Source organism: Rhodococcus sp. 14-2470-1a (assembly GCF_002259425.1).
GTDB classification, from domain to species: domain Bacteria; phylum Actinomycetota; class Actinomycetes; order Mycobacteriales; family Mycobacteriaceae; genus Rhodococcoides; species Rhodococcoides fascians_E.
On record NZ_NPFZ01000029.1, the window covers coordinates 109173 to 129064 of the forward strand.

Consider the following 19892-nt stretch of genomic DNA (forward strand, 5'->3'; position numbering starts at 1 on the left):
TCATTCACTCGAGGTCGTGTCGGTGGCAGTAATTCGAACAGATGATGGTATTCGGCAGAACTGCTGTTATATTCTGCCGATGTTTCGGCGCGTAACGCTGAGCGTGCCGAAGAGCGTGGTCACGCTTGCACTTCTGCTTGTCTCCATCGCTGCGGTGATCACACCCGCGCACGCGTCACCTACGACGCCCGGGCGCACAGCGCCCTCGTCACCGGACGGACGGTGTTCCGGAATGACCAGCTCCCCTCGCATCGGTGCCTCGCCCGGTGCCACACTGGCTGCGGCGTCGAACGCGGATCTGAACGCGGAGTTGGATCTGGCGCGCGACGCCGGGTTGTTCTCGGTTCGGGTGGACATCGATTGGTCGACCATCGAACGCAATCGCGGGCAATTCGATTGGACGAACACCGACCGTGTGCTGGCCGCTGTGGTGGCGCACGGTATGTGTCCGCTCGGTGTCATCGCCTACACACCGCAGTGGGCGCGCGTACCCGAGGCGATGGGTGACTCGCATTCACGGCCCGCGGACCCCGACGTCTACGCCGCATTCGCGCGTACCGTCGTCACCCGGTACCGCGACCACATGAATCTGTGGGAGATCTGGAACGAGCCGAACATCGTCGGATTCTGGAAACCGAAGCCCGACGTGGCTGCGTACTCGATAATGCTGCGCGCGGCCTATCAGGCGATCAAGCAGGTGCAGCCGGCGTCGACGGTCCTCAGCGGTGGGCTGGCTCCCGCAACGGACAACGGCACGAACATGAACCCCAAGTCGTTTCTCTCCGCCATGTACCAGCTCGGCGCGAACAAGTACTTCGACGCGTTCAACGTTCACCCGTACACCTACCCGTGGCTGCCGAACGACCCGAGTACCCAGGAATGGAGTACAGCGTTCGCGCTGTGGCCGATGCGCGACACCATGGTTGCCGGAGGCGATGCGGGCAAGCAGATCTGGTTGACGGAGTTCGGTGCGCCGACGGGAACCGCATCCAACGCGGTGAGCGAACAGGTCCAAGCGGACTCGATCGTCATCGTGATGGATGCGGTCCTCGGTAATGCGTGGATCGGGCCGTCCTACGTGTACAGCCTGCGAGATGCAGGCACGAACCTGGCCGATCCGGAACAGAACTTCGGGCTGCTTCGGCGCGATTTCACGCCGAAGTCCGCCTACGGGCGCATCGCGGCCTTCACAGGGGCGTACTCCTGACGGCTGGGGGCTGCCGGGGCGAATCTCGGTAGGAACGCGGCGAGCGCGAGTGCGATCAGCGAAGCGCCTGCGGCGACGGCCATCGTCACCCGGAACCCTTGCTGCGACGGCAGTTCCGCCGATCCGAGCGTGATCGTCATCTGTGCCAGGATGACGCCTGCCACGGCGCTCGCGGTCGATGTCCCGAGCGAACGCATCAGCGTGTTCAGGCTGTTGGCCGCGGCGGTCTCCGAGGGCGGGACCGCGCCCATGATGAGGGCGGGCATCGCGCCGTACGACAGACCGATGCCTGCGCCGATGATGCAGGAGATGGCAACGAGCTGCCACACAGCGCTCATCGTGACGACACCGAACAGATAGCCGACGGCCACGACGATCGCGCCGAGCATCAGCGTCGTCTTCGGGCCCCTCGTCGTGGTGATCTTGGACGAGATCGGCGCGACCAGCATCATGACGATGCCGGAGGGGGCCATGACGAGACCGGTCACCAGCATCGAGCGGCCCAGTCCGAAGCCGGTTTCGACGGGCAACTGAAGAACCTGCGGGAAGACCAGCGTCATGGCGAACATCGCGAAGCCGAACACGACGGATGCGAGGTTGGTCAACAGCACCTGCCTGCGAGCCGACACGCGGAGGTCCACCAGTGGCTGCTTCGTGCGCAGTTCCCACCCTCCCCAGAAACCGAGGGAGACGACGGCGACGGCCAGCAGACCCAGCGTGGTGGAACTGCTCCACCCCCATGTCGCGCCCTTGGAGATCGCCAGCAGCAGAGTCACGAGAGCGACGGACAAAGTGGCCGCTCCGACCGCGTCGAACGTTCCGCCGGTCCGCACCTCGGACTCGGGCACGAGCGTCAGCACCAGGATCGCGACGATCACGCCGAGTGCGGCGGACACCCAGAACAGGAAATGCCAATCGGCGTACTCCGCGATGAGCGCCGCCGCGGGAAGCCCCAGCGCACCGCCGACACCGAGGGAAGCGCCCATCGTGGCTGTCGCGCCGGCAAGCTTCTCTCGTGGAAGAACGTCGCGCATGATGCTGATGCCGAGGGGAATGACACCGGCCGCCAGCCCTTGCAGCGCACGGCCGACGACGAGCGGAACCAGTGATTCGCTGAGCGCGCCGACGATCGAGCCCGAGATCATCAGGACGAGGCTGACCATCAACAGCAATCGCTTGCCGAACATGTCGCCGAGACGACCCATCACCGGAACAGCGACGGCGCCTGCGAGAAGAGTGGCGGTGATGGCCCAGGCGGTGTTCGATGCCGATGCGTCGAGCAGGGTCGGAAGTTGGGGAATCAACGGAATGATGAGCGTCTGCATCAGTGAGACGACGATTCCGGTGAACGCAAGCACGGCAACGACGACGCCTGCTGGTGCCACCGTGGCGTTGTCGGGTGGTGGGGCAGTGGTCGACATGGGCTCGAGCCTCCCGGCGTTAGTTTTAAAGCAATTGACTGAATCAATTTAAAGCAACTGCTTGACGCAGGTCAAAGTGGCGTTGTTCACTGTGGTCGGTATGTCCGATTGATGACGAATCAGACGGTGATGACTGTGGAAGGCTGGTCCACATGACGCGTGCAGACCGCAACCTCGATACGCGTGAGGCGCTGTTGGCCACGGCCGAGAGGTTGTATGCGGAGGAAGGCATCCATCCGGTTTCGAACCGGCACGTGAGCGAGGCGGCAGGCCAGGGCAACAACGCCGCTGTCGCATACCACTTCGGGACGAAGACGGATCTGGTGCGAGCAATTCTGGAGAAACATTCGCGATCGATCGAAGAGATTCGATCGCAGATGGTCGCGCGGGTGGAGGGTTCGGATGATCTGCAGGATTGGGTTGCGTGCCTCATCAGGCCCTACGTCTCGCATCTCGACTCTCTCGGATCGCCCAGTTGGTACGGGAGATTCAGCGTCCAACTGATATCCGACCCGGTGCTGCGGTCCGTCGCCTACGCCCGTGCCGGCGAGTTGACGGCGCTGAAACCCACCCTCGCGGGACTGGAGCGCTGTCTGCCCGAGTTACCGGTGAGTGTCCGAAAGATTCGCGGAGACATGGCCCGCAACCTGATGATGCACACCTGCGCCGACAAGGAAATGGAGTTCGCGGAGAATCCGGACGTCCCGCCCAACTGGACCGACTGCGGCACCGATCTCATCGACGCGACGGTAGGGATCTGGCGGGCGCCGGTGTCGCGGTCGTGATTCGAGGCTACTGACCGCCCGCGATGCGGATGGTCGTACCCGTCGCGTAGGACGCGTCGTCCGACAGCAACCAGGACACGGCGCCCGCGATCTCGTCCGGAGTGCCCGCACGCTTCATGGGCACCGACCGAGCGACCTTCGCCGGTCTGTTCGGATCTCGATGAAAATCGGTCCAGATGGTCCCGGGTGCAACGGCATTGACGCGAATGTTTCTGTCCGCCAACTCTTTGGCCAACCCCACGGTGAGTGCGTCGACTCCCGCCTTCGACGCCGCGTAATGAACGTACATCCCGGGGCTTCCGAGAGTGGCTGCGGCAGAGGAGATGTTGACGATCGAGCCACCCGAGTGCGTCATCGGCGCGATGGCGTACTTGATGCAGGCGAGAACACCGACAAGGTTGAGGTCGATGTCGGCCCTGATGTCGGAGAGATCGTTGTCCACGAGATCGCCCACGGCAGAGGCGGCCCCGGCATTGGTGACCAGCCCGGTGAGCGTCCCGAAATCCGCGACCTCTCCGTACATCGCGACAACGGATTCCTCGTCGGTCGTGTCCACGCGGCACACCAACGCACGACGTCCCGCAGCTTCGACGTCTGCGGCAACGGACTCGGCGGCTGCGCGGTCACGCACGTACGTGACGACGACGTCGTGGCCGTCGGCGGCCAACCGTCTGCACACCGCGGCCCCGATGCCACGGCTTCCTCCGGTGACGACGGTGGTGCGAACGGTCATGCACGTCACTGTGCCAGATGCGCCCGAAAGTCCGATGACTCGGTGCCCCGGCGTTGTTAGGCTTCCTCGCGTGGCATGGGACGAGATCACCGACACCGACGAGTTGACCGCACTGTTCGGCACGCCGAGTTACCGGGCGGCCAACAAGGACCGCGATGCACTGTTGCCGATCCACCGGGAGTGGCTGTCCATGTCTCCGTTCTGCCTCATCGGAACGGCCGACGACACCGGAAGATGCGACGTGTCGCCGAAGGGGGACCCGGCGGGGGCGCTGGTTCACGTGCTCGACGAGACCACACTCGCCATAGCCGAACGGCCGGGAAACAAGCGGATGGACGGCTACCGCAACGTCCTGCTGAACCCGCACGTGGGAATCAACTTCTTCGTCCCCGGCCGCGGAGACACTCTGCGTGTCAACGGCGGAGCGCGGTTGCTCAAGGATGCGCCGTTCTTCGACGACATGAAGGTCAAGGGGCATCGTCCGATCCTGTGTCTGCTCGTCGACATCGAGCAGGTGTTCTTTCACTGCGCCAAGGCGTTCATGCGGTCACGGCTCTGGGAGCCGGACACCTGGAATCCGTCGGCACTCCCGACGGTCGCTCGGATCACCGAAGCGGTCATGCCGGATTCGCCCGAAACTCTCGCCGAGCTGGAGCAGTACTACGGCCCGTCCTACGAGAAGCAGCTGTACCAGCGCCAACAGCCCCAGTAGCGGGATAGATGCGTCAGTCGAGCCGACCGAATGCGACAGCGCCGAGGATGGTGTGGGCGCTCGCGATGACCCCGTCCAACGGCTCGGAGTCGGGTGCGAGCAACCACTGCTGGGTCATCATGAGCACGGCACCGACGAGACCGACCGCGAGTGTTCGACGGTTGGGCCCGGCCAGGCCGCGAGCGGTTCCGACCGAATCCGCGACGGCGAGGACGGCGTCGACGAACAGTCCTGTGGTCTGCCGGTACAGCGCGTCCACTTCGGCGGAGACGCCGAGAACCTCGAGCAGCACGATGCGCGCGGATCGAGGGTCGTCGGCGATGGTGCGGAAGAAGTTCGACAACGCCGATTGCAGAACGTGCTCGGCGCCGGTGGTGTGCGCGTCGCTGCTGACGTGGATGCTGGTCAGCATCGTCGTGGTTGCTCGCCGGTACACGGCCTCCAGAAGTGCCTCGCTGCTGTCGAAGGACTCGTAGAAGTAGCGTTTGGTCAGTCCGGCGGCGCTGCATATCCGATCGATCGACGCGGACCGGTAGCCGCTCGTGCCGAAGATGTCCACGGCTGCGTCCAGCAGCCTCTCTCGGCGGGCATCACGTCGCGCCTCCGCGCTCGACCCGCGGTAGGGCCTGCCGGGAGCGATCTCGGTTTCGGAAGAGCTCACGGAAAGATACTGACACCGATCGGTATCAGATGGGAAGTGACAGACACTTCGGTCACCTCAAGCGCAGGGCTAGATAGAACTCGACACGATGTTCGAGCAGCGACAGATCCCTGCCGGTCAACTCCTCGATTCGCTGGACTCGGTAGCGCACGGAATTCACGTGCAGGTGCATCTGCTCGGCGCACTTCGTCCACGAACCGTTGGTGTCGAGAAATGCGGCCAGCGTCCTGACGAGGTCACTGCCGTGGACCTCGTCGTACTCGGTCAGCGGCGCCAGCAGCCTCGACCTGAACATGAGCCGAACGTCGTCGGGAACACCTGCCAGCAGCAACACCAGAGTCGCGAGCTCGGAGTGCCCGACGACGTACCGACCGTCGGTTCGCCCGGCGGCCAACCTGCGCGCATGGCGCGCTTCCTCCACGGCGCTGCGAAGGTCCCGCGCACCGACCAGGGCGCTCACTCCGACGGCCAGCCCGGTACCGGCAAGCCCCGGCGACAGAATGCCCACCCCTCTACCGATCGACGCGGTCGCATCGACGTCGGTTGCCACTACGGCCAGCACCTCACCACCGACGATGCCGACCGCCGACATGTGGGGCACCGACAATTCCTGTACCAGACGACGAACCTCGCTCGGGCGCAGCACGTCCTGCTTCGAGTGTGCAGACGGTGACACCGAGGCGGCGATCACCTGATAGTGCGAGTCGACGGGCAGGCCGAGAAGCCCCATCTGCTGCGTCACGAACGAAGCATCGACACCCTCGCCGAGGGCACGGATGAATTCCTGGGCGAGGATTCCGGCCCCGGTCAGCCTGTCGTCGAACCTGTTTCGTTCGAGGGCAACGATCGAGCAGACCTGCTCGGCCAGTGCGCGGCGCTCGGGGTGCCACGTCTGCCAATCGCTTCCGACCGCCACGAACCAATCGACGACGTGGGCTGTGGAATTCCTGTCGACGGGAAGCATCGACATGTCGAGCGCGGGCGAATAATGCGGAAGCCGACGCGCGGTCAGGAACTCGTGTGCGAGCAGTGCCGCGTCGGGCACGGATTCGGAGCCGGCAACCACGCGACCCGTCGCTGCGAGGATCCAGCATTCGATGCCCAGCTCGGCTGCGACCAGATCGAGCAGCGCACCGATCCCACCTGTTCCCGTACCCTCCACCAATCTCCGGTGCCGCTCCAACACCGCCTTCACGTCGGACGCCCGTGCCGCCGACAACTGCCGGACCACCCGCTCGGTGACCGTTGCGAACGCAACGTCCGCGGGGACACGGAACAGTGGAAGTCCGTGGGCGCGACACGCGTCGACGAGGTCGTCCGGGACGGATCCACCTTCCGACGCCGCCAGCGCGGCGACGCCTGCCTTGGCGACGGCCTTCACGAACTCGTGCGAATCGCCCGGGCCCGTACGCCACATGAGTCCGGTGAGCACCAGTTCACCGCCGCTGAGGTAGCGACTCGGATCCAGCATGTCCGTCGTGACGACCCATCTGATGACGGGGTCGAAATGTTCGGGAGCAACCACCTGCTGCAGGTTCAGGTCCGACAAACCCATCAAATCGTGCAGCCTCACCGCGTGTCTTCCTTGCTCTTGTAGGAACCTCCAGAACCTACACTGTGATCGGCGTCATAGTTCGTCGTTCTTGTCTCTCGATCCTTCGGACGCCCGCGGCTGTACTTGGTGCATGGAATTCTTACGGCCTCAGACCTGGACCGAGGCGCTGTCCGCCAAGGCGGACGACGTCGACGCGGTGCCGATTCAAGGCGGAACCGACGTCATGGTCGAGATGAACTTCGACGTGCATCGCCCGGGCGCATTGTTGGACCTGAACCCGGTGACCGAACTCGCCGACTGGGAGCAGCTGCCCGACGGGACGCTGCGCGTCGGGGCGGGTGTCCCGTACGTGCGCATCATCGTCGAACTCGGCGACCGGCTTCCGGGTATCGCGCAGGCGTCGCGGACAGTGGGCTCCCCGCAGATCCGTAACCGCGGCACCGTCGGCGGCAATCTAGGTGGCGCATCACCCGCGGGAGACCTTCACGCACCCCTGTTGGCCGCCGGTGCCGTCGTCGAGGTCGAATCGGCTGCCCGCGGAACTCGGATGATTCCTGCGACCGAGTTCTACGTCGGAGTCAAACGGAACTCGTGCGCACCGGACGAACTGATCCGCGCGTTTCACGTACGGCCTGCGGCGGGCCCGCAGTACTTCTCCAAGATCGGTACTCGCAACGCCATGGTGATCGCCGTGTGCTCGTTCTCCATCGCACTGTTCCCCGAGCAACAGCGCGTGGGAACCGGGCTCGGCTCCGCTGCGCCCACGCCCCGGCGGGCTTATGCTGCCGAGGAATTTCTGGCGGGCGAGCTCGACTGGTCCGGTCCGCTCGACGACCGGATCGCTGCCCGCTTCGGCGAGTTGGTCTCGGAAGCAGCAAGCCCCATCGACGATGTGCGCGGCACAGCGCAGTACCGCAAGCACGCACTGGCAGTCATGGCCAAGAGAACTCTGGGCTGGTCCTGGAAAGAGCTCGGCGACAACGGAAAGGCAGCGTGATCTCATGCGAGTCAACTGCACTGTGAACGGCAAGGAACTCGAAGCGGACGACGTGTGGGAAGGAGAGAGCCTGCTGTACCTGCTCCGCGAACGTATGGGCTTGCCCGGATCGAAGAATGCATGCGAACAGGGTGAATGTGGTTCGTGCACGGTGTATCTCGATGGAGTACCCGCCTGCGCCTGCCTGGTGGCGGCGGGTCAGGTCGAAGGGCGCGAGGTCAGGACCGTCGAAGGACTAGCGGAGGGAGAGAAGCTGGACCCGATGCAGGAGGCCTTCGTCGAATGCGGAGCGGTGCAGTGCGGATTCTGCACTCCGGGTCTCGTCGTGCAAGCTCACGATCTGATCGAGCGGGTACCGAATCCTTCCGACGCGGAGATTCGCGAGTCACTCGCCGGAAACCTCTGCCGCTGCACAGGATACGAGAAGATCCTCGACGCAGTGCGTCTCGCCGCAACCAGGAAGGCCGAAGCCCAGTGACACGCACAGTGATTCGGAACGCATACATCGCACCCATCGTCGGGCACGAGATCCCGCGGGGATACGTCGTGATCGAGAACGGCGTCATCGCCGCGATCGGATCGGGAGACGCACCTGCGTCCGACGGAGCCGAGATCATCGACGCGGGCGGAGCTCTTCTGACGCCAGGGCTGGTGAACACCCACCACCACCTCTACCAGTGGGCGTCACAAGGGCTGGCCAAGGACAACACCCTGTTCGAGTGGCTCGTCGCGCTGTACAAGCCCTGGTCGAAGATGGACGCGGAGGTGGTCGGCGGAGCCGCTGCGGCCGGCCTCGCCTGGCTCGCCAAATCAGGATGCACGACCACCACCGACCACCACTACATCTTCCCGAAGGGGCGGGGTGACCTGTTCGCCGCCGAGATCGACGCCGCGAGCCGAATCGGAGTGCGATTCCAGCCGTGTCGCGGTTCGATGGACCGAGGGGTGTCCGACGGTGGTCTGCCACCGGACGAGGTGGTCGAGAGCCTCGACGACATCCTGACCGCGACGTCGGACGCGATCGACAGCTACCACGACAGCTCGTTCGGCTCGATGCTGCGGATCGCCGTCGCTCCGTGTTCGCCGTTCTCCATCAGCAAGGACTTGCTCGTCGAGTCCGCATCTCTGGCGAGAAGCAAGAACGTTCGGCTGCACACGCATCTGGCCGAAACGCTGGACGAGGAAGAGCACTGTGTCGCTCAGATGGGCTGCACCCCCGTCGAGTACATGGAGCAGGTCGGCTGGCTCGGGGACGACGTGTGGTTCGCACACGCGGTGCACCTGCACGACTCCGACATCGCGAAGATGGCGGCCACCGGCACCGGAGCCGCCCACTGCCCGAGCTCCAACGCACGCCTCGGAGCAGGCATCGCGCGGATCTCGGATCTGCTCGCCGCAGGCGCTCCGGTGGGCCTCGGAGTCGACGGAAGCGCGTCCGCGGAGATGGTGCCGCTGGCCGGAGAGATCCGTCAGGCGATGTACATGCAGCGCGCCAAGTACGGTCCGACCGCGCTCACCGCACGCCAGGCATTGGAGATCGGGACGCTCGGCGGCGCAACAGTACTCGGTCGTCAGGACGAGATCGGGTCCATCGAGGTCGGCAAGGTGGCCGATCTGGCGCTGTGGCGCACCGACGGCTTCTACGCCGCGGTCGACGATCCGATCGTCGCATTCGCCTACGGACAGACCCCACCGTTGGCCCGGCTGCTGGTCGGGGGCCGCACGATCGTCGAGGACGACGTTCTGGTCAGCGCACCGCAGGACGCGGTAGCCCGAGAAGGCGCCGACGCGCACCGTCGGCTCATGACACTTGCGAAGGATGTACTGTGAGCTCCCCGACCGACACTGCTCCTGCCAAGACAGCTCCTGCCAGGTCTGCTCCTACCAGGGCTCCCCACGACATCGCAGCCCCGGGACAAGGACGCGTCGGTGACAGCCCGTTGCGTCCCGACGGGACGTTGAAGGTCAAGGGAGAGTTCGCGTATTCGTCGGACCTGTTCATCGACGGGATGCTGTGGGGCGCAACGCTTCGGAGTCCGCATCCACGTGCGCGAATACTGTCGATCGACATCTCGAAGGCGCTGGCCACCCCGGGCGTCGAAGCCGTACTGACGCACGAGGACGTGCCGGGCCGCAAGTGCTTCGGCCTCGATCACACGTGGGACCAGCCCGTCCTCGCATTCGACGAGGTCCGCCACGAAGGCGAGCCGATCGCCTTGATCGCCGCCGACCACCCCGAGACCGCTCGCCGCGCAATGGAGAAGATCGCCGTCGAGTACGAGATACTCGAGCCCTTGACGGATGCACGGCGCGCGGCGCTCGACCCGACGTACCCGAAGGTGCAGGAGCGTGGGGGAGTAGCCAGGCATCAGCCCGTACGCGTGGGCGACGTCGCCTCGGCGAAAGAGCGCGCGGAGATCGTCGTCTCCAGCGATTTCTCCGTCGGCATCCAGGACCAGGCGTTTCTCGGACCTGAATCCGGCCTCGCGATTCCAGGCGAGGACGGCGGTGTCGACCTCTACGTCGCCACTCAATGGATGCACAACGACCTGGCCCAGATCGGACCGTGCCTCGGCCTGCCCGACGAGAAGATCCGCATGACCCTGGCCGGCGTGGGCGGCGCATTCGGCGGACGCGAAGACCTGTCCATGCAGATCCACGCCGCCATGCTCGCGATGTACACCGGCAAGCCCGTGAAGATCGTCTACAACCGCTACGAATCCTTCTTCGGCCACGTCCACCGCCACCCCGCGCAGATGCACTACGAATACGGCGCCAGCCGCGACGGCAAGCTGCTGTACGCCGACGTCGAGATCATCCTCGACGGAGGTGCGTACACGTCGGCAACGCTCAACGTCGTAGGCAATGCGGCGTCCCTCGGCGTCGGGCCGTACGTGATCCCGAACATCGAGATCGACGCGTACGGCGTGTACACCAACAACCCACCGTGCGGGGCGATGCGTGGATTCGGCGCAGTACAAGCATGTTTCGCATACGAGTCGATGATGGACAAACTCGCCGAGGCCTGCGGAATCAGCCCCGTCGAAGTCCGGCAGATCAACGCCGTCAGCCAAGGATCCGTTCTCGCGACCGGACAGGTCATCGAAGCACCCGCTCCACTGGCGGACATGCTCGCCCGCGCCGAGGCAATGGCACTGCCGGCCCCGCTCGACGCGTCGGACATCCGTAACCTGCCGGGCGGTGCCTCCCAGACCACGCACGGCGAAGGCGTCGTACGCGGCATCGGCTACGGCGTCGGAATCAAGAACATCTGCTTCTCCGAGAACTACGACGACTATTCCACCGCCCGAGTACGTCTCGAAGTCATCGGCGGGGAGGCAACCGCCCTGGTGCACACCGCGGCGGCCGAGGTCGGTCAAGGGTTGGTCACGTTGGAGGCGCAGATCGCGCGCACCGAGCTCGGCGTGACCAAGGTGGTCATTCATCCGGCCGACACTGCAGTCGGGAACGCAGGTTCGTCGTCGGCGTCGCGTCAGTCCTACATGACCGGCGGAGCCGTCAAGGCCGCGTGCGAGGCCGTCCGTGACGCCGTGTTCGTACTTGCGAGCCTGCACCTCGGACGAGCCGTCAGCGGACTGACCCTCGACGGCGGAAAGATCGTGTCGTCGGGTGAAGTACTCGCGACGATCGAGGATGTGTTGGGCGACCGCGTGATCGAGCAGACACGCGAATTTCACCACCGACCGACCAGCGGGATGGACCCCGTCACCGGTCAGGGTGCGAGCCACACGCAGCTTGCACTGTGCGTGCACCGAGCGGTCGTCGACGTCGACGTGGAGCTGGGTCTGGTGAAGGTCATCGAAATGGCCGCCGTGCAGGACGTCGGCAAGATCCTCAACCGGCTCTCGCTCGAAGGACAGATCCACGGCGGATCGGCGCAGGGCCTGGGTCTGGCCGTCATGGAGGAGATCGTCGTGAAGGACGGACTCGTGAAGAACCCGTCCTTCACCGACTACCTCATCCCGACGATCCTCGACATGCCGCCCATGAAACTCGACATCCTGGAGAATGCAGACCCATTGGCGCCGTACGGCCTTCGTGGTGCGGGCGAGCCGCCCACCCTGTCCTCGACGCCGGCCGTCGTCGCTGCCATCCGCGACGCGACCGGGCTTGCCCTGACCCGTGTCCCCATCCGCCCCGAACACATCGTCGCGCCCTAGGAGGGCACATGACTCAGCTCGATTCGTCCGGCACGCGTGAACGCAGTACCTCGCCGCTGGACAAGTTCTTCTCGATCTCACTGCGCGGATCCACCGTGTCCCGAGAAATCCGTGGCGGCATCACCACATTCGTCGCCATGGCGTACTTGATCGTCCTGATTCCGCTCATCATCGGTGACGCCAAGGACGTCACCGGTGCCACCCTCGATCCGGCACAGCTGTCCACAATGGTGGCGCTGTCCGCTGGGCTCACGACCATACTGATGGGCGTCGTCGGCAACGCACCGCTGGCCATGGCCGCCGGCCTCGGTGTGACCCCCATCGTGGTGTTCCAGGCCGCGCCCTACATGACGTGGCCGCAGGCAATGGGACTCGTCGTACTCGAAGGCGTCGTCATCGTGATCTTCGCGCTCACCGGAGTTCGACAGCTCATCATGGACGCCATACCGTTGGTGCTCAAGCAGGCCATCGGAGTGGGTATCGGCGCGTTCATCGCCTTGATCGGACTGGTCGACGCCGGCTTCGTCGGACACCACGAATCTGCCGCCACCGCCGTGACTCTCGGGACGTTCGGCAAACTCGCCGGCTGGCCGGTCTTCGTGTTCTGCGTCGGTCTCGTCGTGATGCTCATGCTGTTCGTCCGACGCGTGCCCGGCGCCATGCTCATCGGGATCTTCGTCGCCACCAATCTGGCGATCGTTCTGAACGCGGTGATCGACATCGACCCGAAGGCGTGGGGGCCCGTCGTGCCCAAGGTGCCGGACTCCATCGTCGCCACACCGCAATTCGGCCTATTGTTCGACGTGGACATCTTCGGCGGGTTCGCCCGAGCCGGAGTCGTCACCGCCTCGGTGGTCCTGTTCACCCTCGTACTGTCCGGATTCTTCGACGCCATGGGCACCATCCTCGGTGTCGGCGAGGAAGCAGGCCTGGTCGACAAGAAAGGCAAGATGCCAGGACTGAGCCGCATCCTCACCGTCGACGGCATCGGTGCCATCGTCGGCGGCGCATTCAACGGATCCGCGAACACCGCCGTGGTGGAATCCGCGGCCGGTGTCACCGAAGGAGCGAGGACCGGACTGGCAAGCGTCGTCACCGGAGGACTGCTCACCAGCCTGATCTTCTTCACCCCGTTGGCTGGAGTGGTGCCGGTCGGAGCGGCAGCACCCGCACTGGTGCTGGTCGGTGCGCTGATGATGACCCACGTACGCAAGATCGACTGGGCGGACACCGACATCGCGATCCCCGCGTTCCTGACGATCGTGCTCATGCCGTTCACCTACTCCATCACCGTCGGCGTCGCAGCCGGTGTCATCGCCTACACCCTGGTTCGCGTGGCCAAGGGCAAAGTGCGACAGACACATTGGCTGCTGTACGTGATGTCCGCTGTCTTCCTGGTCTACTTCGCACTGCATCCCATCGAGGAAGCGCTCGGGATCTCCTGATGCGCGACATCGCATCGTCACTGGCGACCTGGAATTCCGTCGGAATGCCGTACGCCATCGCCACCGTCGTCTCCGTCTCCGGCAGCGCACCTCGCCTGCCGGGGGCGGCGATGGCCGTCGCAGCCGACGGCGAAGCAGTGGGAAGTGTGTCCGGCGGATGCGTCGAAGGTGCTGTCTACGAGCTGTGCCGCGACGTTCTCGCAACGGGTGTGCCCGTCAGGGAGAGCTTCGGATACAGCGACGACGACGCCTTCGCGGTCGGACTGACCTGCGGCGGCGTCATCGAGGTGTTCGTCTCCACCGCGCCGCCGGCGTCCGTCGTCGACGCGGTGGCCACCGGTGCCGACGTGGCGGTGGCCCAGCTGCTGGACGCCACCGGTGCGGTGCTGATGGTCGGCGCGCACGGGACAACGGGAACCACGGGTTTCGCGGACGTCGACGCCGTGGTCTCCAGCGAAGCGCTCGCCATGCTGGACAGTGGGTCGTCCGGCATCCGTTCGGTACGATGCCGCCCCGACGCCGAGGTGTTCGTCCAGTCTCACGCCGCGCCGCCGCGATTGCTGATCTTCGGTGCCATCGACTACGCGGGTGCACTGGCCAGGCTGGGGAAGTTCCTGGGTTACCGAGTGACCGTGTGCGACGCTCGTCCGGTCTTCGCGACCGAGGCCCGCTTTCCCGACGCCGACGAGGTGGTGGTGGAGTGGCCACACAGCTACCTCGCACGCACGCCGGTGGATTCGCGCACCGTCGTCTGCGTCCTGACGCACGACGCGAAGTTCGACGTTCCGCTGCTGGATGTGGCGCTACGGTTACCCGTCGCGTTCGTCGGAGCCATGGGTTCGCGGCGAACGCACCTCGACCGGCTGAGCCGTCTCAGGGACGTCGGGCTCACCGACCGCGAGCTGTCGCGGCTGCGATCGCCCATCGGCCTCGACCTCGGCGCCCGCACCCCGGAGGAAACAGCCCTGTCCATCGCCGCGGAATTCACCGCACTGCGACGGGACGGCAGTTGCCTGCCCCTCGTGCAGTCCACAGGTCCGATTCACCGCGACATCGAGAACGCACGCGTGTCCTGACTGCACACAAGTCGACGCCCCGGGGCCGAATGTGGCTTCCGGGGCGGACTCGTGTGCACTGACGGGTCAGGTCCTGCGGGAGAGGAGCTGCGGAGCGGCGAGGAAGGTACGACGCACCACACCGCGAAGGCCGAGCTTGTCGTACGCGGTGACGGGGTTCTTGTGGTGCAGGGAGGCGACGTCCACGGTGAACTCCTGGTCCGGGGCGAAGACGACGAGGTCGGCCACGGCGCCGACGGCTATGCGCCCCCGGTCGGGCAGACCGACCTGGTCTGCGGTGTTCACCGCCATCCAGCGCACCACGTCGGCCAACGAGTGTCCGCGACGCGACGCCTCGGTCCACACTGCGGGCAGTGAGACCTGGAGCGACGCGATCCCGCCCCAGGCGTCGGCGAAATTGCCGGTGTCGAGTCGTTTGAGGTCGACGGTCGAGGGGGAGTGGTCGGTCACCACGGTGTCGATGATGCCGTCGGCAAGGCCCTGCCACAGCAGTTCTCGGTTGCCTGCCTCACGGATCGGGGGACAACATTTGAACTGTGTTGCACCGGGCGGGATGTCCTCGGCGTCGAAACACAGGTAGTGCGGGCATGTTTCGGCGGTGACGCGCACTCCGTCCTGCTTGGCCGCAGCGATCAGCGGCAGCGCGTCCGAGCTCGACAGGTGCAGAATGTGCACGCGACATCCTGTGCGCCGGGACAACTCGACGACCTGTGCGATGGCGAGGTTCTCGGCTGCGCGGGGTCGCGAATCGAGGAAACCCGAATACGCGGTGCCCGACGGCGGGGGCGCGGACGAGATCACGCCCGCGTCCTCGGCGTGGACGATCATCAACCCGTCGAACGACGCGATTTCGATGAGTGCCTTCTCGAGTTCCGGTGCCGAGAGCGGTGGAAACTCGTCGACGCCGGAGTGCAGCAGGAAACATTTGAACCCGAAGGCACCGGCGTCGTGCAGCGGACGGAGTTGGTCGACGTTGCCCGGCACTGCGCCACCCCAGAAGCCGACGTTCACCACCGATCGATCGGCCGCCACCCGTCGCTTGATCTCGAGAGCGTCCACGTCCACGGTCGGCGGAATGCTGTTGAGTGGCATGTCGACGATCGTCGTGATGCCGCCGGCCCGCGCGGCACGGGTGGCGCTGGCGAAGCCTTCCCACTCGGTGCGTCCGGGCTCGTTGACGTGCACATGAGTGTCGACGAGACCAGGGAGCAGCACTTCGTCGTCGGAGAGTTCGACGACGTCGTCGGCGTGCCGAGCATCGAGGGAAGCGATGCGCCCGTCTCGAATTCCCACCGACACCGCGCACTCCCATCCGTCGACGATCGCGCGCGGTGCCCTGATCAGCAGGTCGAACCTATCGGCCACCGTCGGCTCCGACCAGTTCGAAGGGGGACGCCGCCTGCCAGGCCTGATCGACGCTGTCCAACGCTTCGGCGTCCAGTTCGCCGAAGAGTCTGAGCCTGGACAGCCCGCCGTCGGGATAGACGTCGAGGCGCAGGTGCGTGTACGACTCGGCTCGATCGATCAGGAAACGATGGCGGGTATCCGGTTGTACGGCTGTGCGCGGGAGGATCTCGGTCCACGCGGTGTGGGCCGCTTTGTGTCGCCGACGAGAATCGACCGCGCTGAGCCGGATCCATCCCGGCGCGTTGCCGACGTAGTAGCTGGTGTCGACCTCCACGTGACGGGGAACGCCGGGCGCTGCCAGCTCGAAGATCGCGAAGTCGTTTCCGCCGCCGCGCCGACGAGAGTTCTCCCAGCCCTCGCCCATGTTGCGTGCGCGCCCCGGAAGGATGATGTTGGCGGGGGAGGAGTAGAAAGCGTCGGAGCATTCGGTCAGGGAGGCCCCGTTCTCGGCGGCGAGCAAGTCCACCGTGCCGCCGAGGAATCGAGGGTCCTGTACGACCTTGCCGTGTACACGGAATCGAGCGACACCTCCGTCCGGGTAGATCGACAACCGGACATGCGTCCAGCGGTGTCGATCGGCGACCTCGTAGAGATTCGCAGTGTCGCCGTCCGCCGGGGACTTGGCGACGATGGTCTGCCAGTCGGCCTTCATCACCTCGTCGATCGACGGGTAGCCGTCGACGAATGCGGCCTCGACCGACACGAAAGGCGGATAGTTGCCCTTGAAGTACGCGGTGTCGACCACCACGCCGTGGACGATGCCCGGCGCCGCGAGACGAACGATTGCCCAGTCGTGGCCACCGTCGTCGCGTCGCCGCCGCGTCTCCCAGCCGTCGTACACCTTGCCCTTGTGTCCGAAATCGTGGGGATCGAAAAACGGTGCTTCGGGACGAATCAGGTTCTCCCGCTGGGCGAACAGTTCGTCGTTGGCGGCCGAGACGCTTCCGCCCAGGGCGCGTGAGGCGAGATCGGTGAGGTGAGTGAAATCCTTGATGGTCATCTGTGCCTTTCCTAGTCCATCATCAGCAGGGCAGTGGGTGCATCGGCCGACGTGACGGCCAGTTCCTCGAACTCACCGACGTTGTCGATCTCGGTGCCCATAGCGATGTTGGTGACGCGCTCGAGCACGATCTCCACGACGACCGGGACCTTGTGTTCCGACGCCAGGGTCCGGGCACGGACGAGTGCTTCACCGATCAGCTCCGGCTCGGTCACGCGAAGTGCTTTGCATCCCAATCCTTCTGCGACACGGACGTGGTCGACGCCGTATCCCTTGGGCAGGGTCTCCTCTGCTTCCTGGGTGTTGATGTTGTCGAATCCGAGTTGGACGCAGAAGTCCATGTCGAAGGCGCGCTGCGCCTGACGGATCAGACCGAGATAGGAGTTGTTGACGACGACGTGCACGTACGGCAGGTTGAACTGCGCTCCGACGGCCAGTTCCTCGATCATGAACTGGAAGTCGTAATCACCGGAGAGGGCAACGACGTTCGCCGACGAATCGGCGGCGACGGCACCGAGGGCGGCCGGAATGGTCCAACCCAACGGGCCGGCTTGCCCGCAGTTGATCCAGTTGCGCGGGGAGAACACGTGCAGAAACTGTCCGCCCGCGATCTGCGACAGACCGATGGTGCTGATGTATCGGGTGTCCCGGCCGAAGACCTTGTTCATCTCCTCGTACACGCGTTGTGGCTTGATCGGCACGTTGTCGAAATGGGTGCGTCGGTGCATGGTGGATTTGCGGTGGGCACACGCCGCGACCCAGTCACCGAGATCGCGCAGTGTTCCCGCTGCCTTGCGTTCCCGGGCGACCGCGATGAACTGCTCGAGGGCAGCCTTGGCGTCGGAGATGATTCCGTAGTCGGGCGCGAAGACGCGTCCGATCTGGGTGGGTTCGATGTCGACGTGGATGAACTTCCGCCCCTTGCGGTAGGTGTCGAGGCCCCCGGTGTGCCGGTTGGCCCAACGATTGCCGATGCCCAACACGAAGTCCGACGCCAGCAACGTGGCGTTTCCGTACCGGTGTGCGGTCTGCAGTCCCACCATGCCCGCGGCGAGGCGGTGGTCGTCGGGAATGGTGCCCCATCCCATCAGGGTCGGAACGACGGGGACGTCGAGGATTTCCGCCAGTTCGACGAGGAGGTCGGATGCGTCGGCGTTGATGATGCCGCCGCCGGCGACGATCAACGGGCGATCGGCGGCGAGGAGCATGTCGATCGCCTTCTCGGCCTGCGCCCGAGAGCACAGCGGCTTGTGCACCGGTAGAGACTGGTAGGTATCGGGATCGAAGTCGATTTCGGCGAGCTGTACGTCGATGGGCAGATCGATCAGGACCGGCCCAGGTCGGCCGGACCGCATCAAGTGGAATGCCTGAGCGAACGCGCCTGGTACCTGCGCCGGTTCGAGAACGGTCATCGCCATCTTGGTGACGGGCCCGGCGATCGCGGCGATGTCGACGGCTTGGAAGTCCTCCTTGTGCAGCCGTGCAACGGGAGCCTGGCCGGTGATGGCCAGGATCGGGATGGAATCGGCCATCGCGGAGTACAGGCCGGTGATCATGTCGGTGCCGGCCGGGCCGGACGTTCCGATACAGATTCCGATGTTGCCCGCGGCGGCGCGGGTGAACCCCTCGGCCATGTGCGAGGCACCTTCGACGTGGCGCGCGAGGACGTGGCGAATGCCGCCGTGGTCACGCATCGCGGCGTAGAAGGGATTGATCGCCGCGCCGGGCAGACCGAACGCGGTCGTTGCGCCTTCGAGTTCGAGAATCTTGACGGCCGCATCGGCCGCGCGCATCTTGGGCATGTCAGTTCACCGTGGTTTCTGTGTCAAGGGTTCCGGACAGGCGAGCGACCCCGCGGTAGAGAGCCGAATGATCCAGCCCGCCGTCGCCGTTGGCCCGGGCCGACGCCATCAGCTGGGCCAGGACAGCACCCATCGGCACGACGACGCCTGCCTCTCGGGCAGCGGAGGTGACGATGCCGAGGTCCTTGTGGTGCAGGTCGATTCGGAACCCCGGTTCGAAAGATCTGTCCAGCATCTTCTGTGCCTTCTGGTTCAGCACTGCTGACCCGGCGAGGCCTCCGCCGAGCACCTCGACCGACGCCGCGAGGTCCACTCCGTACGCCTCGAGGAATGCGATGGCCTCGGCGAGAACCTGAATGTTGCCGGCGACGATCAACTGATTGGCGGCCTTGACGGTCTGCCCCGACCCGCTGGGACCGACGTGTACCACCGTTTTTCCGACCACGTCCAGAACCGGCTTGGCGGAGGCGAAGTCCTCCGCGCTTCCACCGACCATGATCGACAGCGTGGCGTTCTCGGCGCCTGCCTGGCCTCCCGAGACGGGCGCGTCGATCAAACGGAACCCACGCGTCGCGGCCTCCTCGGCGAGCGAGGCGGTCACGTCCGGGCGGATGCTCGAGAAGTCGATGACGAGGGTGCCGCGGCGGGCATGGTCGAACACGCCGTCCTTACCGAGCAGCACCTCCTGCACGTCGGGGGAATCGGGGACCATGACCGCCACGATGTCGGCGTCGGCGACGGCCTTCGCGATGGAGTCCGCGGCGGTGCCACCGGCGGCGACGAGTGGGCCGGTGCGGTCGGGCGTCAGGTTGTAGCCGACGACATGGTGTCCGGCCTCGGCGAGATGAACGGACATGGGGCTTCCCATGATTCCGAGACCGATGAAAGCGATTGTGCTCATGGAGGTTCC

The 19892-nt window shown here is 65.3% G+C and carries 17 protein-coding genes; 9 read left to right on the forward strand and 8 right to left on the reverse strand.

The window, feature by feature from the left end; genetic code table 11:
• Window positions 1–79: 79 nt before the first annotated feature.
• Window positions 80–1207, forward strand: a complete 1128-nt coding sequence (locus CH292_RS18150) for a cellulase family glycosylhydrolase (protein ID WP_094655395.1) — start codon at window positions 80–82, stop codon at window positions 1205–1207.
• Here CH292_RS18150 and CH292_RS18155 read toward each other — a convergent pair.
• Window positions 1168–2628 (reverse strand): MFS transporter, encoded by a 1461-nt coding sequence (locus CH292_RS18155; RefSeq protein WP_094655396.1) that lies wholly within the window; start codon window positions 2626–2628, stop codon window positions 1168–1170. The two genes, CH292_RS18150 and CH292_RS18155, sit on opposite strands and share 40 nt — an antisense overlap.
• 152 nt (window positions 2629–2780) lie before the next feature.
• Between CH292_RS18155 and CH292_RS18160 the strand changes: the two genes are divergently transcribed.
• Window positions 2781–3413: a TetR/AcrR family transcriptional regulator gene (locus CH292_RS18160; protein WP_019664819.1), complete on the forward strand. Its 633-nt coding sequence runs from the start codon at window positions 2781–2783 to the stop codon at window positions 3411–3413.
• A 7-nt stretch (window positions 3414–3420) separates the two neighbouring features.
• On the opposite strand, the gene CH292_RS18165 is transcribed toward CH292_RS18160, so the two are convergent.
• Window positions 3421–4146 (reverse strand): SDR family NAD(P)-dependent oxidoreductase, encoded by a 726-nt coding sequence (locus CH292_RS18165; RefSeq protein ID WP_094655397.1) that lies wholly within the window; start codon window positions 4144–4146, stop codon window positions 3421–3423.
• Between the two features lie 70 nt (window positions 4147–4216).
• On the opposite strand from CH292_RS18165, the gene CH292_RS18170 reads away from it, so the two are divergent.
• Complete coding sequence (locus CH292_RS18170; protein WP_094655398.1) at window positions 4217–4858, forward strand: pyridoxamine 5'-phosphate oxidase family protein; 642 nt, start codon at window positions 4217–4219, stop codon at window positions 4856–4858.
• A 13-nt stretch (window positions 4859–4871) separates the two neighbouring features.
• Here CH292_RS18170 and CH292_RS18175 read toward each other — a convergent pair whose 3' ends face one another.
• Window positions 4872–5519, reverse strand: coding sequence for a TetR/AcrR family transcriptional regulator (locus CH292_RS18175; protein ID WP_037180947.1), 648 nt, complete (start codon window positions 5517–5519; stop codon window positions 4872–4874).
• 52 nt (window positions 5520–5571) lie between these two features.
• On the reverse strand, window positions 5572–7092 hold the full coding sequence (locus CH292_RS18180) for a PucR family transcriptional regulator (protein WP_256978263.1): 1521 nt from the start codon (window positions 7090–7092) through the stop codon (window positions 5572–5574).
• Between the two features lie 112 nt (window positions 7093–7204).
• Here CH292_RS18180 and CH292_RS18185 point away from each other — a divergent pair, with 112 nt between their 5' ends.
• From CH292_RS18185 to CH292_RS18210, 6 genes are read left to right on the forward strand one after another with little or no spacing between them, the layout of a single operon-like run.
• Complete coding sequence (locus CH292_RS18185) at window positions 7205–8071, forward strand: xanthine dehydrogenase family protein subunit M (RefSeq protein ID WP_094655400.1); 867 nt, start codon at window positions 7205–7207, stop codon at window positions 8069–8071.
• Between the two features lie 4 nt (window positions 8072–8075).
• Complete coding sequence (locus CH292_RS18190) at window positions 8076–8549, forward strand: (2Fe-2S)-binding protein (protein WP_019664813.1); 474 nt, start codon at window positions 8076–8078, stop codon at window positions 8547–8549.
• An 8-nt stretch (window positions 8550–8557) separates the two neighbouring features.
• Window positions 8558–9901 (forward strand): 8-oxoguanine deaminase, encoded by a 1344-nt coding sequence (locus CH292_RS18195; protein ID WP_094655544.1) that lies wholly within the window; start codon window positions 8558–8560, stop codon window positions 9899–9901.
• Entirely contained in the window at window positions 9898–12252 is a 2355-nt protein-coding gene (locus CH292_RS18200; protein WP_256977363.1) for a xanthine dehydrogenase family protein molybdopterin-binding subunit, read from the forward strand. Before CH292_RS18195 ends, CH292_RS18200 begins: the two co-directional genes overlap by 4 nt.
• 8 nt (window positions 12253–12260) lie before the next feature.
• Window positions 12261–13697, forward strand: coding sequence for an NCS2 family permease (locus CH292_RS18205; protein WP_019664810.1), 1437 nt, complete (start codon window positions 12261–12263; stop codon window positions 13695–13697).
• The gene (locus tag CH292_RS18210; protein WP_094655402.1) at window positions 13697–14773 is read left to right on the forward strand and encodes an XdhC family protein; all 1077 of its coding nucleotides are present in this window, start codon (window positions 13697–13699) and stop codon (window positions 14771–14773) included. The genes CH292_RS18205 and CH292_RS18210 overlap by 1 nt, the downstream gene beginning before the upstream one ends.
• Window positions 14774–14839: 66 nt before the next feature.
• Here CH292_RS18210 and allB read toward each other — a convergent pair whose 3' ends face one another.
• From allB to CH292_RS18230, 4 genes are read right to left on the reverse strand one after another with little or no spacing between them, the layout of a single operon-like run.
• Entirely contained in the window at window positions 14840–16138 is a 1299-nt protein-coding gene (gene allB / locus CH292_RS18215) for an allantoinase AllB (RefSeq protein WP_020111716.1), read from the reverse strand.
• Window positions 16128–17180 (reverse strand): allantoicase, encoded by a 1053-nt coding sequence (gene alc / locus CH292_RS18220; RefSeq protein ID WP_094655403.1) that lies wholly within the window; start codon window positions 17178–17180, stop codon window positions 16128–16130. Before alc ends, allB begins: the two co-directional genes overlap by 11 nt.
• 11 nt (window positions 17181–17191) lie before the next feature.
• A complete protein-coding gene (gene gcl / locus CH292_RS18225; RefSeq protein ID WP_037141556.1) occupies window positions 17192–18982 on the reverse strand; it encodes a glyoxylate carboligase in 1791 nt (596 codons plus the stop codon).
• A gap of 1 nt (window position 18983) precedes the next feature.
• Entirely contained in the window at window positions 18984–19883 is a 900-nt protein-coding gene (locus CH292_RS18230; RefSeq protein ID WP_033190409.1) for a 2-hydroxy-3-oxopropionate reductase, read from the reverse strand.
• Window positions 19884–19892 lie beyond the last annotated feature (9 nt).